Below are 17,679 nucleotides of genomic sequence, written 5' to 3'. Positions count from 1 at the left end.
CTATGTAATTCAAGGTTTTTCCTTGATTTTCATTTAGTATCTTATACAATACACTTATTATTGTTATTAATTTGCTTTAATATAAAAGTATAAGTAACTATACATAAAAGTTATATCCTTAAAACTTTAATAATATATTACAATATACTTTATTTAACATAAACTTAACTTAATTAAACTTTAAGTTTATACACTCTAAGTTTATAATACATTTATTTAATTATATTTTAAAATATAAATTTGAGGTGCTTATATGGATTTTGTAAATGATTTTTTAAATACAATAATAACTACTATACAAGGATTTGGATATCCTGGTGTATTCCTAGCGGTATTTTTAGAATATTCCTGTTTTCCATTGCCTAGTGAAGTACTTTTACCTTTTATAGGGCTTTTAGCTTCTTATGGTAACTTTAGCTTTATTGGAGTTATTCTTCTTAGTACTGGAGCAGGATTAATTGGTTCAACTCTTTGCTATACCATTGGATACTTTGGAGGTTCTCCTATAATAAATTGGCTTTGTAGTAAATCATCTGGTGCAAAAAAGAGTTTCAATAAGTTAGATTTATTTCTTGATAAGTATGGAAAACCTGCTGTGTTTCTAAGTAGATTATTCCCTTTAACTAGAACTTACATATCTCTAGCTGTAGGGGCTGTAAAAATGAGTTATTCTCAATTTATACTATTCTCCCTTGGGGGTATAACTATTTGGAACATAATTCTTATATCTTTAGGATATTTTTTAGGTGAAAATACTGACCTAATTCAAAAGATTTTAAAAGATTATTCTATGGTAGCTATAGCCATTCTAGTGATTTATTTTGGATTCTTAGCTTATAAATTTATTAAAAAAAGAAAGAATTCCTTGGAGTAATTAAAAAATAAGAAAGTGCCTTCAGTTCTAATAGGTACTTTCTTATTTATATATTTAACTAATATTGGCATTGATAAAAATTAATTATTAACTCCATCCTTCCAATATTTCCATATCACAGTATCACCTTTATTATAAACCCAACTTCCAGTTCCCACATTAGGTTTAACAAATTCATTACTACCACTTTTCTTTACATAGTAGCACCATCCACTTAAAGGACCAGCTGCTTTCTCTCTAAGCCCTGCAATAGATGCAAAGTATGTTGTATCATTAAAGCCTGTAGTTCTATATTTTATCCCTAACTCATCTAAAACCTTGAATGTTAATTGAGCAACAGTAATATTATCATAATCTACATGTTTAGAAGCTAGTGTTTTATTACTTATTGTATCAATTACTATAAAGTTTGGAGTTTCATCTTTTACCTCTGGAGCTGGTTCCTCCTTTTTATGTTCTACAGTTGCTTTAGAACTATTTGATGAATTTGATGATTCTTCCTTTTTACTTGAAGTTTTTTTCTTTTCAGCAGATGAATTTTTTGAATTATATCTATTAGCATTAGAGTTCTTTTCAGTGTTAGAATCAGAATTATATTTAACTTTAGATGAATCATTAACTATGATATTTTCTTTATCATTAGTCTCTTTATTGCTTCTATTAATCTTACTATCTTCTTTATTATCAGTCTTGTCCGTACTAGTTTCCTTATCTCTTACTTCCTTATTGATTTTATCATTTTTGCTGTCTTCTTTATTTTCTTGCTCAGCTGTGATTGTAGCTTTTTCAGAAATTGTATTATTGTATGATTTTTGAAGTTTTTGTGCAAAAACAAACATTCCCGCAAAAATTATAAGAGCAGAAATTATAAGTAATATCTTATTTTTCCCCTTCAACATAGCACCTTCTCTCTAAATTCTAATAAATACACAAGGAAGCCTACAGCTTCCTTATGTATTTACTATTTTAGTTATTACTAATTCTTTTTCTTTTTATTAAAACAATCCCTGATACTATACAAATCAATGCACCAGCTATTAGTAAATTTAGATCCATAGCTTTTCCTGTTTTAGGAAGCTCGTCTGCTTTATTACCATTAACGGTATTGGACTCACTCTTACCACCATTGTTTGTTTTGTTATTTGTTTTGTTATCCGTATCATTATTTATTTCATTATCTGTTTTATTATTTGATTCCTCATCTGTTTTATCACTATTATCCTTAGATTGATCATCTTTAACCATCAAGCTATAAACACTAAAATGTGTAGTTTCAAAGGTAAATGTTAAATTATTATTATCAAATTTACCACCATCTATTTTTTCCCACTTAGTACCATTGTAATAATATGCTGCTAATTTTGAAACATCTATTCCCTTTATATCATCTTTTGATAATTTTATTACGACCTTTACTTTATTGCTGCCAAAATCCTTTATTTCAGTTATCTTTCCTTTATTATCTTTTACTGACATAGTATAATCAAAAACCTTACCTATGACCTTAGATCCATTTTTTATATTTAATATATTAGAATTTTTATCTAAAACTTCTCTTTTTAAAATAACCTGATAATCTTCTAAAATTCCTGTATATGAATCAAAAATCTTAGATGGTATATTCAAAGATGTATCATTCCAATTTACTACTACTTCATTTGACTCTGAACTCTTAATTATACCTATAGGTATTTTGATATCATCTGTATCTTTTGGAACATTAACTACAGGATTATTATTACCTTCAATATATACGGGTAATAATTTTGCATCAATATTACTCTTATAATAATTATATTTACCATTTCCTCTAAATTGCTCTAAGGCAATTAAAGCTCTTAATGCCTGCTCACTTGACATGTAATTATTATTAGTATCTGTTGTATGCTTAAATTGACCATCAGTACCCTTAAATGTAAGCAAGGCAGAAACTAAATTGTTTACGTCTTCTCCATTTGATTTAGTGAATAACTCACCAGCTGGGTCAACACCTATTGATGTAAGTCCTAAAATTGTAAAACTAATGCTTTCACTAGCTTCACTTCCCCAAGCTTCATAACATCCATTTTCTTTTTGCATTAATGCTAATGTCTTAACTGCTTTATCAATAGTATCTTTAATTTCTTTATTATTATCATAATAGCTTGATAACGCATTTATTGCAGCAGCAGTTGTATCAACATCTACATCGGAACCCCATATATTCCATCCACAATATTCATTTCCATCTACGTCATAAACCACTTTACTGTTAGCTAACTCCTTAGCTAGTATATCTTTTGTGATTTTATATTCTCCACTTACATTACAATAATCGTAAACCATCAGTCCAAATATCTGTGCATATCTATTAAATTCTTTTACATCTCTGTTAAATAACTCTTTAACCAAGTCATGACCTAAGAAATTATAAGGATTATAACCTTGGCTAGTAACATACATTATCATTTTTTCAAGATCTGTATCTTTGTAAAAATACTCTGATAATCCGTCTTCCTCTACTCCGCTCTTAAATTGTTTAACTATATTGTTAAAGCTTTCTTTATTACCTTTAACTCCAAATTTACTTAAACTTAAAGCTGACCACTCATCACCATTATTAGCTATCATATAGTTTTTAGTTTTTTCTAATTCACTCTTAATATCATATGAACCTATAGGTAATGATTCTTTATAGTTAACTACTATAGTCTTCTTACCTTCATTTCCAGCCTTATCTACTGCTTTAATAGTAATTCTATTTTCACCCTTAGAAAGATTAACAACATATTGTCCATCTTCATTATGCTCAATAACATTTTTCCCTAATTTAACTTCACTATTAACCTTACCATCAACATCGTCAATAGCAGCTACTGTAAATGCAAGCTCACTCTTTGTTACTGTCGTTTTGCTTATATTTGTTGTTATTTCTGGAGCAACTTCATCCTTTTGTTCAACGACTATTTTACAGTATGGTCTTGCTAGCATTCTATTGTCAAGAACTTTATCCTTAAAGGGTCTTCCAGTTTTACTGTAGTCAAAGGGATCACAATCCTTTACCCTTTTATCCGCAGTTACAATGTATGTTCCTGGTTTATTAAAGTTTAGTTTTACTTGTCCATTTTCATCAGTAACATATTCAGTGTCTTTATCATTAATAATTATTTTTGCCTTATCTACTAAAGCCACATCATTTGGTATTCCACCTGGGAAAAAGTATTTACCAGTTAAGTCTAGTGAAATATCTTCCCCAGTTTTTGCGCTAACTGCTTTCTTATCAAAGTAACCATAACGTGCATACACATAATTTTCCATGTAAAATAGTACTATACTATCACCATCTACTAAATCATGACCTGCAACTAACTTATCAGTATAATTATCATTAACATAATATCCCCAACCATCAAATGAGCCAAATGATCCCTGAGATACTCCATCAATATTGGATATATAGCTTCCACGTCCAAAGTTAAATTTGCTTTGATCTTTTGGATCAAGTCCATTGGCTTCTAAAGCTTTGATTATAGCATGTATCGCTTTAGGTTGCCCTTCAACTTCATTACAGTTATACTGTTCTAGCTCAAAATTTGTTACATCCACTTGTGTTTCTGGAATAATAGTATGGTCATTAGCTTCAACCCTAACCTTCACCTTTACAGACTTATCAGCAGCTTCAACTTTTTGTGTAAAAATTGTAGAAAACTGAGTAAATCCAATTAGTAATGCAACTAATAAACATAATAGATTCTTTTTAAATGTATTCTTCATAAAATCCCCTCCATTAATTTTTTATATAAGTTATATCAAGCCTTCTTTTGTATCTTAAAAGTACATCAATAAAGCTATCATAGAATATAATTGAGAAAATAAAGCTACCTCCTCCATGTAAAATATCAAATGTTAATCCTGACAGATAAGCCATGATAATACTTTGTATTGTAATTGGTTTTACAAAGCCCAAAACATACCAAAAATTCATGATCCAATCAAACATAAATCCATAGATAAAACATATAATTGAAAATTTTAGGGCACTTACTCTTTTTCCCTTTCTACCCCAAATACCAGAGATAATTCCCACAAGTCCCCAGGAAAACATCTGCCAAGGTGTCCATGGTCCCTGTCCAAAAAAAATATTAGATAAAAATGCTGATGTACTCCCAATAAGAAATCCCTCATAGGGTCCAAATACAAAACCTGATAATGCTACAAGGAATGTTACAGGCTTCACATTTGGTATAGGAGCAAAGGCAATTCTAGATAGTGCAGTAAATGCACTTAAAGTAGCAATTACTGCAATCTCCTTTGTACCCAGCATACTTTTCTCAAAGTAAAAATAACTTAAAAACAGTATTCCCAAAACCCCCAATGTAGAAAGTAGGGCAAAACTATTTTGGATATCCTTTTGCAGTGTAAATATCATAAGAACTAAAATAATAAGGGAAGTTATTATTAAACTAATTTTTTTCATTTGCTTGTCCCTCTTTTAGTAAATATTTTTTTCCTTCATCCAGTGTAAAAATCTTCTCATTTACATTCTTAAAAAGTTTATTTATGGAAGTTGTATAGTAAACTCCATGGCTTAGTACCTCATCTCTACTTCCCATTGATACTATTTCTCCATTAAACATAAGGGCAAAACTTTTGCAAAAATCACAGGCAAAATCCACATCATGGGTGACCATAACTATTGTAGTTCCATTATTATTTAAATTTTTTAGAACCCTACCTAATTTATTTTTAACTTCAAGATCAAGGCCTCTTGTTGGCTCATCAATGAGAAGTATTTTAGGCTTCATCACTAATATAGAACCTATGGCTACCCTTTGTTTTTGACCTCCACTTAAATCCCTTGGATTTTTATCCTTAAGTTCATAAATATCTAAATCTTTTAAAACCTTTTCTAATTCTTCCTTATCAAAGGAATTATAATTATCCATTGTAAACTTTAATTCTTCATACACCGTTGATTTTGATATGTAATCATTGGGATTCTGTGATACATATCCAATGATACTTGCCATCTTGTTAACAGTTAATTTCTTCACTTCATTACCAAATACCTTAATACTACCTTTATACTCTTTAATCCCAATAAGAGAATTTAAAAGTGTACTCTTACCGGCCCCATTTGCTCCCATAATACCTATGAAATCTCCATTTTCAATATTTAATGAAAGATCTTTTACGGCCTGAATTGAATTGAAGTAACAATTTAATTTTTCCATTTCTATTGCATTATTACCATATTCGCAGGCTTGTTTCTTAATATAATTTTTATCTACTTTTAAATCTAAACAATCTATGCTAATCTCAGAATATTTATCATCAATTCTACATCTAGTTTCTTTGAAATTATTAGGCATATTATCCCATGAAAGGTTTTTGCTAAGCTTCAAATAATCAGGTAAAAAATTAATAACTTCTTCTTTAGATTCTTTATAAAAATCATACCTACTATTATAAAAATTAACTTTACCCTCATTCATATAGGCAATTTTATCAGCTATATCAAACCATTTATTTACTCGCTGCTCTATAATGATTATTGTTATTCCTAATTCTTCATTTATTTTTCTAATTAGATTCACAATGCTTTCTGCCGCAGAAACATCAAGCTGAGAGGAAGGTTCATCAAAAATAATACATTTTGGCAAATATGCCACTGCAGAGGCTATTGCAACCTTTTGCTTTTGCCCCCCTGATAAAGTTGTTATATCTCTTTCTGCCAAGTCAGTTATTCCTATAAACTCCATGACCTCCCAAACACGTCTCTTAATTGTTGATTCACTTACCCCTATATTTTCAAGTCCAAAAGCAATCTCTCTATGAACCTTATTCATCATTAATTGTTTCTCTGGATCCTGAAAAACCATTGTAACTGTCTTTGCCCTTTCACTATGGCTCATCTCTCCCAAAGATGTTCCATCAATGGTAATGTTTCCAGATATGGTACCACCATAAAAATTAGGAACAGCACCTGTAATTGATTTAGCTAAAGTTGATTTTCCTGAACCTGACTTCCCAATTACTAAGAGAACTTCACCTCTGCCTAGCTCTAAATTTATGTTATCTAAAGATTTCTTTCCTTCTAGAGGATATGTATAACTTAAATTTTCAATCTCTATATATTCCATTGTCTTTCTCCCTACTATATTTTAAAATTAATAATGTAATAGCTAAAATTATTGCAAATATTAATATTGTTCCATAGTTAAATATATTTACTAGACTTACTCCATCATATATTTTGAAATCAACAACTCCTTTATATTGAGCAAATATATATACTATTAATAAAACCCCGCTTAAAACCATAATGAAAATATCTTTTTTTCTAAACTTCTGTCTGTCATAGGTACTTCTTTCATTACTTAAAAATCCTCTAACAAAAGCTGCTTCCCCTATATCAAAAGAACTTTCCATAGAATTTTCAAGTAATATTGACAATACTGGAACATAGCTTTTAGTCTTTTCTCTTGAACTCTTTTTATTAAAATCAACTCCTCTAATTGTATAAATTTCTTTAAGTTTATTTAATCTATCTCTAAGACCAGGAACTAACTTAAAAGCAATAACCAGAGTTAAAGTTGATTTTGGCATCTTGCTTGAAAAATATGAAATTGCCCTATCTGAATCAATAATAAATTCAAATGATATAAATAGACTAGCCACTGCAAATAACTTAAGTGCCATTGTTAATGCATATATTAAAGCCTCCAAGGTAAATTTTTTGCTTCCAATTTGAAATAAAATCATACTACCTTGTGTAACGAATATCATATTTAGAAGAATTATAAATATGGCAAAGGGTATAAAATAGACTAGAACTTTTTTTAATTTATATGTGTTTCCGCTATATATGAATAATGAAAATATATAAAAATATAGAGAGAAAACCACTGCCGGGTTATCATTAGAAAAAATTATTATTATTAATGATAAAAATAAAATAATATATGTTAAAACATGAAAATCAAACTTCCTTTTGGTAAAACTCAATTTTTCACCCCCTTTTAAAACTGTTAATTTATTGCTTATTTCAAATGAATTTAAACGTAAAAAAAGTCCATTTAACTCTAAGTTAAATGGACTTAAATAACATCATATTTATCAATGATATACATCATAAAAATATATAAATACAAAAAATATATTAAAAATATATTTTTGTATACATATGTATATAAATATCTTGTGTTACACCACTCCATTCTCCGCAGAGTTTATGTGTTAAAACACAGGCAGGTCTTCTGACTCAGGTTTCATGGTTTTTGTACACCTTCCCAGTTTCCCAGTGGTATAAGTACAAAACTCCACCTTTACAGCGGCGGGACCGTGTAGGATTTACACCTACTTCCCTTTTAATTGATAAAATCAAACCTATATTTTATTATTTAGTTTTATTTATTTTTTTAAATTTTACAAATATGATTATACTACAACAAATATTTACATTCAAGGTTAAAAAGTGAATTGTGAGTAAAATATATTACTTTTAATACTTAATTCCATCCCAGTACATGGTTTCTTGAACAACAGTTTTATCAGATAGATTAACCCCTTCCATTGCCCACTTTTTAAATTCTGGAAAGCCTGTTCTGTCTACGATATATCCTATATGTTCCTTACCACCTGGTGCATCCTTATCTATATATTCCTTAACATAGCTGTAGGTGTTACAGATTATTTTTATTATACTCTCTTCGTCTACCCAAGCTATAAAATCCTTAGCTAAACGTGGATTTTTCTTTCCTGTCCTACCTAAAAGTACAAGCTTATAATATTTTTCTCTGCTTCTAGTCCATGCATCTATTGGACATGCTATTACACATTCTCCACACCCTATACATTTCTTATGATCACGCTGGATTTTGTAGTTATTCATGGTTAATGCTCCAGTGGACTTCTTTGTACATGCTCTTACACAAGCTCCACAGGATACACATTTATTCATATCATATTGAGGTTCTGTCATCCCTATTATTCCAAAATCATTTAATCTAGCTTTTCCACAGTCATTAGAACATCCTGTTAAAGCTACTTTGAAGTGTAAATTATTAGGGAAGATGGCCTTTTCTATCTTCTTTGCAAATTCCGTTGTATTATAATTAGCATATGGACAGATATTGTTTCCTACACAGGCAGATATATTTCTAGTTCCAGCTGCAGAATAGCCCTTTCCTTCATCTGTTTGATTAATTTCTAATCCTTCAATGATTGGTTGCAATAATTCATTTACTTTATCCATATGTTCAAAGCTAATACCTGGTACTTCAAAACCTTGCCTCACAGTAATGTTTACAGTTCCATCACCGTATTTTTCTGCAATCTCTTGAATCATGGCTAAATATTTAGCATCCATCTTTCCCCCTGGAACACGAATTCTTGATGCTGTATATCCTCTTCTTTTTGTAACCCTAAATGCATTCTTTTTTAGGTTTTTAGTGTTTATATCCATGTACTTCACCTCCAATTAATCTATTAGCTCTTTGCCCTTTGTATAGTTAAACACAGGTCCATCTAGGCATATATACGTATCATCTATCTTACAATGTCCACATTTTCCAATACCACAGCACATTTTTCTCTCTTGAGAAATCCAAATATTTTTTTCTGGAATTCCTCTTTTTAAAAATTCAGCCACAGTAAACTTCATCATAATTGGTGGTCCTACTACAACTACTTGTACATCATTAATATCATCTATCTTCATATCTGGAATGTACTTAGTCACCATTCCAACATTTCCTCCATAACTCTCCTCTGCCTTATCTACAGTAAGAATTAATTCCATGGTGTTATTCCACCTCTTAATATCTTCCTTAAATAAAACATCTTCAGGAGATTTAAATCCACAAATTAGGGAAAACTTTTTAGCATCCTGTGGATTATTACCAAAATAGTCCACAATTCCCCTTACTGGAGAAAGTCCTGTACCTCCAGCTACTACAATAACTTCATGCCCTTTATAATTATCTATGTCAAAACCATTTCCATAGGGTCCTCTTAAAAATAATTTATCACCTACATAGTTACTAAATATTTCATCAGTAACCTTTCCTACCTTACGTATTGTTAAATCAACAATTCCTTCTCCAATACCACTTACTGATATAGGTGCTTCTCCATATTTAGGTATTGATACTTCAAAGAACTGTCCTGGCTTCACATCACCAATATAGCTCATTCTAAAGGTATACTCAATTTCTGTATGCTTTATTACTTCCTTTATTTCTGAAATAAAAGGTATATATTCATTCTTATTCATCTATTTCACCTCATCACATGCTGATTGCAATTTATTAATACAGTTACTAAATGAAATGTATTCTGGACATATATCATCACATCTACCACATCCTACACACATATGGTAACCCCATTTTTTCTTGTAATCATATACTTTGTGTAATACCTTAAAACGCATTCTTTGACCCTTATTTTGTCTGAAGCCATGTCCTCCAGCCATATCAGTAAATCCATCTACTTGACAGGAAGACCACACTCTTCTACGTTCTCCTACATTTTTATTATCTTCATAGAAAATATCTTGCATAGTGAAGCAAGTACATGTAGAACAGACAAAATTACAACGACCACAAGCAATGCATCTTTGATTATATTCCTCCCACATGGTGGATTTCATAACATCTAGACTAAGTTCTTCTGGAATGTTAACGGTAACATTATTTTCAGAAATAAATTTTGGTTCTACCTCTAAAGTCTCAGCCTCTTTTTTCTCTAATAAAATGTCAAAAGTTTCACATTTACTATCAAAGTAAACTTCATGATTTTCTACCCTAATGTATCCATCATAATTATTTGATTTATTAGTTCCCATATCTACGCAGAAACAATTTTCAAAAGTTCTTTCACATCCCATCAATATGAATTTTGTATTCTCTCTAAGTCTTTTGTAATAGTAATCTTCAAAACCATTTCTTAAGTATATATCATCCATTCTTTTTATAGCATGTAAGTCGCAACTTCTTAAAAACACTATTGACCCTTTAGATTTAGGGGCTGCTTCCTTTACTTCATCTTCAGTAAAATAAAGTAGAGTTTCAGATTGTGGTAATAACACTTCCTTAAAGGAAAAATGAGACTTTTCATCAAATACTATATCTTCAACCTTTGATATTTGCCCATATCTAATTCTGTCTGTATCGGAAAAGTTTGCACCACCTTTAATTAATATAGGAGCATATATTATATACTCTGATGAAAGTTCTTTTAAAATTTCATTAAATTTTTCTAAATATAATTTGTAACCCATAATTCACCTCTAATTTACTTTTTTTCTTGATATAATGTAGTATGGAAGAGCTACGAAGAAAATACCTCCAACCATATTACCAAGTGTTACAACTAAAATATTATATATATATCCACCTATGGTGACATAAGCATCAAAAGGTGATAATAACCCTATTGTTAATACTGTCATATTAGCAATACTGTGCTCAAATCCTACTGTAATAAATATAAATAAGCACCAAAATATCATAATTAATTTTGCTACCTCTTCTTTGCATTTAAATCCACACCAAACTGCTAAACACACTAATATATTGCAAAATACTCCACGGAAAAATAATGGTATAAGTGGTATTGTCATTTTTATTTCTGATGCCTTTGCAATGTATTCACCGACACTACCTGTAGCTAAACCTGATAATTTAAACATTACTCCTGCTATAATTGAACCTAGTAGATTTCCTAAAAAGCATACTAACCATAGCTTTATAGTACCTTTCCATGGTACATCCTTATTTAAGGATGCTGATGCTAGTACAAAGTTATTTCCTGTAAATAATTCTCCCCCTGCCATTATGACTAGACTCAACGCTCCACCAAAAGCTAATCCCATAACAATCTTTACAGCACCTGAACCTGCTGATGTCAGTTGACCTCCTATGGTAAAGATAAGAATAGAACCTAATCCTATAAATAATCCAGCCAACATAGAAGAAATAAAATATCCTATAGGGTTTTCATTCAACAATTGCATCTTAGTTTTACCAGCTGCACATACTTTGTTAAAATCTCCACAAACCATAATAAATCCCTTCCCTCTTTAATATTATAGCTTCATTATAGGCTTATAAAATTTAAAGCACCGTGATAAAAATCACGGTGCTTTAAAATATTCTAAAAGTTTTTCTTTATTTTTTATTATAAATTTTTTATTATTGTATTCAATTAATCCCAATTCACTAAGTTCTTTACATGCCCTTGATATGGTCTCCCTTTGTGCTCCAAATAAATCTGCTAGATAGGTTATACTAATCTCCATGTCTATTAATATACCATTTTCATTGGCTACCCCATAATCCCTACTTAGTTTCCAAAGCTTTGATGCAACTCTCTTTCCCATATTTAAAACTCCAGTAGTATTTTTAAATTGTCTATACATTCTTCTTACTTTTAAAGATAAAGATGACAGTACCATTTTTGTAAACTCAAAGTCTGATTCCATAACTTGTAAAACCTCCATGGTGTTACAATACATTATTTGAGAGTCCTCTATGGTTTCACAATTTATAGATGCAGTAGAACTTTGTAATATAACTTCATTTATAATATCACCTGGGCCCAATATAAATATTACTTTTTTTTGCCCCTTTTCATTGAACTTATATAATGATACCTTTCCCTTTAATACAATGTAGACATTGTCTACAATATCCTTATCTCTAAATAATACCTTACCCTTTTCATACCTAGTGACTCTAGTAATATTAGATAACTTTCTTAAAGTATTTTCATCTATGCTATTAAAACCTGGGAGCTCTTTCAATTCTTCTAAATTAACATATCTCATTTTCTAAATTACCCCAATCATTTTTTAATTAATTTATCATCCATATCCCACATGTTTTTTAAAATTTATTTATATAAATGTATTACAAGTCTCCTCTTAATAATATATTAATAAGTATGTTTACTAAACACATTAATTTTTAATTGAAAATTATTTTCAATTATATTGACATATGTAAAATATTATAGTAATATGAATTCATTGATAATAGTTATCAATTATTAAATCCTTAATCTTTTATATTTATCTTATATAGGAAATTTCTTTCTATTTACTTCAGGAGGATTTTTCCTATTTTTTGTCCTTTTAAGTTCTATACTTTAATTTATATTTTTTTACAACCTATATTATATAGTATATACCTTTAACCCTATAAACTACAAAATTCTATATTAAATTAAGAGAGTTATCAAAAAAATAAAAAGTATACCCAGCTTCTAAAACCACTTAGGTATACTCACCAAAATAATAAGAAATGTAATATAACCTACTATTATAGCTATTCTTTTATATGACAAACGGAATTCTTCAAAGCCATAATAAATATTTCCTCTATAGCCTCTACTATTAATTCCATCCTTAATTTCTTTCCAACGTTTTAAAGTATTAATAAAAAGTAAAGCAGCAAGACTTCCTGAATCTTTAACCTTATTCTTAAAACCACCAAAGGCACCTCTACATAACATACTCTTTCGTAATGTTTGAAATTCATCATCTATAAGTATTAAAAATCTCTCCATAGATTTTCCTATATCACAAATATCTCTAAGCCAACTTATCTTAGAGAATATATAAAATACATGATCTGTAGGTGTAGTTAAAGTTAAAAAACTAACTGATATCCCCCCAGACACCGCCTTTAATATAAGTATTAAAGTACTATACCATCCATAATCAAATACAAAGGTTATAGAAGAAACTAAAGCAAATAAAAAAGTTGCCTCTACAAAGTGCTTTACTATATGCATAGGGTTCTTATAAACAATATGAAGTACAAGAAAAAAAATTATATTTATAACCAAAGGATAGCACCTAGTACTAAAACTAAGTGCTATTATTGGTAATATACATAAAATTATTTTCTCTATAGGATGAATATTTGCTAATTTACTTAGCTTTGAATATGAAAGTACTGTCCTTAACATTCTTTCACTTTTCCACCTACATTAGTCTTAGCTCCTTTATTCTTTGAAGCTCCTTTTTTAACACCAATGTAGTATCCTATGAATCCAGCCCCAATTGCTGCTTGTAAACAGAAAAGGAAGCTTTCAATTTCTCCTGATGGTGGCTCCCACATAGGTGCTGCCCAAGGTTCATAATCTCCATTTAATTCTTGGATTTTAACTTCAATTTCTCCATCGGCACCATTAAATTCACCATTTCTACCTAAGAATAAAGATCCTACCACAATTGCTATACATAATAAAATTAATCCTATATTTTTTTTCATATTATCTTACACCTCCAACTTCTAATAACTCCTCAGAGGCATGTTTTTCTATAAAGTCAAATATCATAACAGTTATTATTCCTTCTACTATAGCAAGTGGAACTTGAGTTATAGCAAATATTGATACAAACTTTATAAATGCCGCTGCAAATCCACCTGTAGTAGCTGGGAATGCAAGTCCAAGTTGAATAGATGTAACTAGATATGTTGCTAAGTCCCCTAGAGTTGCACCAAGGAATATTGCTAATTTCTTATTTTTATTTTTAAATATCTTATAAATTGCAAAGGCTACTATTGGTCCTGCAATACCCATTGATAAAACATTAGCTCCTAAAGTTGTTAATCCTCCATGAGCTAAGAAAAGCGCTTGGAATAAAAGAACTACTATAGAAACCACAGACATGGCAAATGGTCCAAATATCATTGCTCCAAGACCTGTACCTGTTGGATGTGATGAACTTCCTGTAACAGAAGGTAGTTTCATTGCTGATAATACAAAAGCAAAAGCTCCAATCAATGCTAAAAGCATTTTTAAATCCTTGCTACTCATAGTTTTCTTTCTTATATCTCTAATTCCTAATGCTACAAATGGAATACATGCTACAAAATAAAAAGCACACCAAGCCATTGGTAAAAATCCTTCTGCAATATGCATACCATAAGCTAATTTAGGTACTGTAAAGAATAATGCTAATGCCCATATAAATACAAATGATTTTTTAGTAATACTTGATTTATTCATAATTTTTCCCCCTTATATTTAGTAAAAATAATTTAATTTAAATATAATACTGCTAGCATTGCTTATATTTAAATTTCTATATACTTAACTGTAGCTAAATAATGTGATTATAAATAATATACTTAACGTGCACTTTAAATATATCAGTATACAATCTATAACATAACTTTTTATTTTGTATAATAAAAGTTACTCCCACCGTAACCCGAGTCTTTTATTACACTTTGAAATGTTACTAATAGTTTTCTTGGTTGCTACAGATATAGTGACTTAATTTCTCTTCATCATTAAAGACTTTACCGTAATCCATGGTCTTTCTTTCTACTACAAAAACTTTAATTCCCATGTCTATGGCAGCCTTTATTTTTTCATAAGTTCCACCTTGTGGACCACTATCCTTTGTTATTAAAGCCCTACCATCATATTCTTTTATAAAGGCTTTATTTAGTTCATAACCTATAGGCCCTTTTATGAATATCAAATCTTCAACCCTAACACCTAAGTTAAATACTTCCTCCATAACTTTTAAAGAAGGTAGCACTCTATGAACTATTCTATTTTGAAGTTTTAAATCTAATATCTTATCTATATTTCTACTTCCCGTAGTATTTAAAATACATCCATCTATATCTTTTAGGGCTTCTCCTAATTCTTCATAGGTTGGCACCTCTATTATCAAATCATTTTTAGGTAACGTATCTAAAGTACTTTGCCTTTCATATCTTACATACTCAATTCCCATATCCTTTGCTATCTTCATAGCTGTTCCACTTATTTGAACTGCATATGGATGAGATGCGTCTACAATTACCCTTACACCACTTTTCATAAATAATGCTTTTAACTCTTCATAAACTAAAGGTTTATCATTTAATATTTTATATTTATAATCCACTAAAAGCTCTCCACCATAGGTTGTAGCTGTGGATACTAAAATGTTATCTGTATATTTATTTAGATGGGAAAGAATTACCTTTCCCTCTGATGTACCTACTATTAAAGCTATCATTGTAATTCTCCCCCCTAATGTCTACTTGTTTTCTAATTTATATCCTCTTGGAGTTATAAATAATCCATCTTTTATATAACTCTTAGTGTTTCCTATAATAACCATAGTCATCATATCTACTATAGAATCATCAAAGGTTCCTATAGTGCAAACTGTAGCTTCTTGACCTTCTCTTAAGGCATGCTTTACAATAGCAACTGGTGTATTTTCATTTCTATATTCCTTTATTATACCTATAGCTTCTCTTAAGTAATGAGGTCTCCCCTTGCTCTTTGGATTATAAAGAGATATTATAAAATCCCCTTCTGCTGCAAGCTTAACTCTCTTCTTTATATCTTCATATGGAGTCATTAAATCACTTAAGCTTATGTTGCAGTTATCATGCATAAGTGGAGCTCCAACTATTGATCCTGCTGAAGATGATGCTGTAACCCCTGGAATTACCTCTACTTCTTCATCCTTTTTCATTTCAAGAATTAACCCAGCCATACCATAGATTCCAGCATCTCCTGTACTTACTACAGCTACCGTTCCTTCACTAGTTAATCTTAAAGCTTCCTTGCATCTTGCCTCTTCACCCATCATTCCTGTAGAATAAACTTTCTTACCATCTAAAAGTGGCTTTATCATTTCTATATACTTTGTGTATCCTACTACTATATCGCTTTCTTCTATAGCTTTTACAGCTTTAATTGTCATGTAATCAAGTCCTCCTGGACCGATTCCTACTACATATAATTTTCCCATTATTTTTCCTCCATTATCAGTAGACTAACTTTCCAATACAAAGGGTTATACCTTCAAAACTAATTTTATCTGTAAATAACTCTCCACCTGCTAATTCAACACAAGGCTCACATACAGCTCTTACACCTATAGATTTCTTAACAAAATCGCTGCCCTTGTATTTATGCTCTATATTTTCTATTTCTTTTAAAGAATGAATCTCCATAGGACAGTTTAAAAATTCACTTAAAGCAATTAATGCTCCCTCATTCTTTTTAACTTCCACTGTAGAAATAGTTTTTATGGCTCTTAAATCTATATTGTATTTCTTCAAAGTATCCACAATAAAGTTTTTAACTTTGTCCTTATCCACATCTTTTCTACATCCCATACCTAATATGATGTTTCTCCTTATGAGTTTAAGGTGAATCAAGCCTTCAACGGGAAGCAAGTTATCCACATCTATTTTATTAGATACTGTAACGATACCCTTCATATCTCCTTCAGGAATTACATATCCTTTTGGCATTTTTATTTGGCCTTCATCATCTAAAAAACCGACCTTAGCTTTATCAACTAACTTGGCAGCTATGTCTTTAGCTATTTTCATATCATCTATAATCAGGTTATTATTCTTAGCAATCATGTCTGGAGCGTCTATTCCCATGGTATCTGTGGCTGTAGTTATAACTGGTGTAGCTTTAATAATTTCTGAGACTTTTAAAGCAAGTTCATTAGCCCCTCCAAGATGTCCTCCTGCAAGACTTATGGCAAATCTACTTTCACAGTCTACAACTACTACTGCTGGGTCTTTATCCTTTCCCCTTAGAAAAGGTGCTATTCCTCTTACTGCAATGCCTGTAGATGAGATAAAAATTATTCCATCTACAGTATTCATAAGCTCTTCACATACAGATTTTAGTTTGAAGTTTTTGTTATTATAACTAGAGTAAAGCTTAAGATTTAAAGTTTCACTTAGTTTTTTTGCAATATCATCTCCTTGTCTTGTTACAGACACTGCTGCTAACTTCATAACTCTCCTACTTTCTAGAATTATACATTCTAA

At 30.2% G+C, this 17,679-nt stretch carries 17 protein-coding genes and 1 riboswitch; of the genes, 1 reads left to right on the top strand and 16 read right to left on the bottom strand.

Annotation, left to right across the window (positions count from 1 at the left end):
• Positions 1 to 253 precede the first annotated feature (253 nt).
• Positions 254 to 874 carry a DedA family protein gene (locus B3630_RS08585; RefSeq protein ID WP_346897251.1) on the top strand — a complete coding sequence of 207 codons (621 nt, stop codon included), beginning with the start codon at positions 254 to 256 and terminating at the stop codon, positions 872 to 874.
• A gap of 80 nt (positions 875 to 954) precedes the next feature.
• Here B3630_RS08585 and B3630_RS08580 read toward each other — a convergent pair whose 3' ends face one another.
• The 16 genes from B3630_RS08580 to cbiG all read right to left on the bottom strand — a co-directional run bounded on the left by B3630_RS08580 (position 955) and on the right by cbiG (position 17,646).
• Entirely contained in the window at positions 955 to 1,773 is an 819-nt protein-coding gene (locus B3630_RS08580; protein ID WP_346897249.1) for a DUF4430 domain-containing protein, read from the bottom strand.
• Between the two features lie 67 nt (positions 1,774 to 1,840).
• Positions 1,841 to 4,627, bottom strand: coding sequence for a DUF4430 domain-containing protein (locus B3630_RS08575; RefSeq protein WP_346897247.1), 2,787 nt, complete (start codon positions 4,625 to 4,627; stop codon positions 1,841 to 1,843).
• 13 nt (positions 4,628 to 4,640) lie between these two features.
• Positions 4,641 to 5,330: an ECF transporter S component gene (locus tag B3630_RS08570; protein WP_346897245.1), complete on the bottom strand. Its 690-nt coding sequence runs from the start codon at positions 5,328 to 5,330 to the stop codon at positions 4,641 to 4,643.
• Positions 5,317 to 6,996, bottom strand: coding sequence for an energy-coupling factor transporter ATPase (locus B3630_RS08565; RefSeq protein WP_346897243.1), 1,680 nt, complete (start codon positions 6,994 to 6,996; stop codon positions 5,317 to 5,319). Before B3630_RS08565 ends, B3630_RS08570 begins: the two co-directional genes overlap by 14 nt.
• Entirely contained in the window at positions 6,977 to 7,861 is an 885-nt protein-coding gene (locus tag B3630_RS08560; protein ID WP_346897241.1) for an energy-coupling factor transporter transmembrane component T, read from the bottom strand. The genes B3630_RS08565 and B3630_RS08560 overlap by 20 nt, the downstream gene beginning before the upstream one ends.
• A 224-nt stretch (positions 7,862 to 8,085) precedes the next feature.
• Positions 8,086 to 8,261: riboswitch (cobalamin riboswitch) on the bottom strand.
• 96 nt (positions 8,262 to 8,357) lie between these two features.
• A complete protein-coding gene (gene asrC, locus B3630_RS08555; RefSeq protein WP_346897239.1) occupies positions 8,358 to 9,320 on the bottom strand; it encodes a sulfite reductase subunit C in 963 nt (320 codons plus the stop codon).
• A 15-nt stretch (positions 9,321 to 9,335) separates the two neighbouring features.
• Positions 9,336 to 10,130 carry an anaerobic sulfite reductase subunit AsrB gene (gene asrB, locus B3630_RS08550; RefSeq protein WP_346897237.1) on the bottom strand — a complete coding sequence of 265 codons (795 nt, stop codon included), beginning with the start codon at positions 10,128 to 10,130 and terminating at the stop codon, positions 9,336 to 9,338.
• Entirely contained in the window at positions 10,131 to 11,138 is a 1,008-nt protein-coding gene (asrA, locus tag B3630_RS08545; RefSeq protein WP_346897235.1) for an anaerobic sulfite reductase subunit AsrA, read from the bottom strand. It lies immediately after the preceding gene.
• A 9-nt stretch (positions 11,139 to 11,147) separates the two neighbouring features.
• On the bottom strand, positions 11,148 to 11,921 hold the full coding sequence (locus B3630_RS08540) for a formate/nitrite transporter family protein (RefSeq protein ID WP_346897233.1): 774 nt from the start codon (positions 11,919 to 11,921) through the stop codon (positions 11,148 to 11,150).
• Positions 11,922 to 11,993: 72 nt separating this feature from the next.
• A complete protein-coding gene (locus tag B3630_RS08535; protein WP_346897231.1) occupies positions 11,994 to 12,686 on the bottom strand; it encodes a Crp/Fnr family transcriptional regulator in 693 nt (230 codons plus the stop codon).
• Positions 12,687 to 13,123: 437 nt separating this feature from the next.
• Positions 13,124 to 13,831, bottom strand: a complete 708-nt coding sequence (locus B3630_RS08530) for a CbiQ family ECF transporter T component (protein ID WP_346869739.1) — start codon at positions 13,829 to 13,831, stop codon at positions 13,124 to 13,126.
• On the bottom strand, positions 13,825 to 14,136 hold the full coding sequence (locus B3630_RS08525; protein WP_051823852.1) for an energy-coupling factor ABC transporter substrate-binding protein: 312 nt from the start codon (positions 14,134 to 14,136) through the stop codon (positions 13,825 to 13,827). Before B3630_RS08525 ends, B3630_RS08530 begins: the two co-directional genes overlap by 7 nt.
• 1 nt (position 14,137) lies before the next feature.
• Positions 14,138 to 14,878: an energy-coupling factor ABC transporter permease gene (locus B3630_RS08520; RefSeq protein WP_346897229.1), complete on the bottom strand. Its 741-nt coding sequence runs from the start codon at positions 14,876 to 14,878 to the stop codon at positions 14,138 to 14,140.
• A gap of 235 nt (positions 14,879 to 15,113) precedes the next feature.
• The gene (locus B3630_RS08515; protein ID WP_346897227.1) at positions 15,114 to 15,887 is read right to left on the bottom strand and encodes a cobalt-precorrin-6A reductase; all 774 of its coding nucleotides are present in this window, start codon (positions 15,885 to 15,887) and stop codon (positions 15,114 to 15,116) included.
• Positions 15,888 to 15,908: 21 nt separating this feature from the next.
• The gene (gene cobJ / locus B3630_RS08510; protein WP_346897225.1) at positions 15,909 to 16,634 is read right to left on the bottom strand and encodes a precorrin-3B C(17)-methyltransferase; all 726 of its coding nucleotides are present in this window, start codon (positions 16,632 to 16,634) and stop codon (positions 15,909 to 15,911) included.
• A gap of 16 nt (positions 16,635 to 16,650) precedes the next feature.
• The gene (gene cbiG / locus B3630_RS08505; protein ID WP_346897223.1) at positions 16,651 to 17,646 is read right to left on the bottom strand and encodes a cobalt-precorrin 5A hydrolase; all 996 of its coding nucleotides are present in this window, start codon (positions 17,644 to 17,646) and stop codon (positions 16,651 to 16,653) included.
• Positions 17,647 to 17,679 lie beyond the last annotated feature (33 nt).

Origin of the sequence: Clostridium sp. UBA7503, assembly GCF_002477055.1 — a bacterium.
In the GTDB taxonomy this organism is placed as follows: Bacteria; Bacillota; Clostridia; order Clostridiales; family Clostridiaceae; genus Clostridium_J; species Clostridium_J sulfidigenes.
This window is presented reverse-complemented; position numbering and strand designations above follow the sequence as displayed.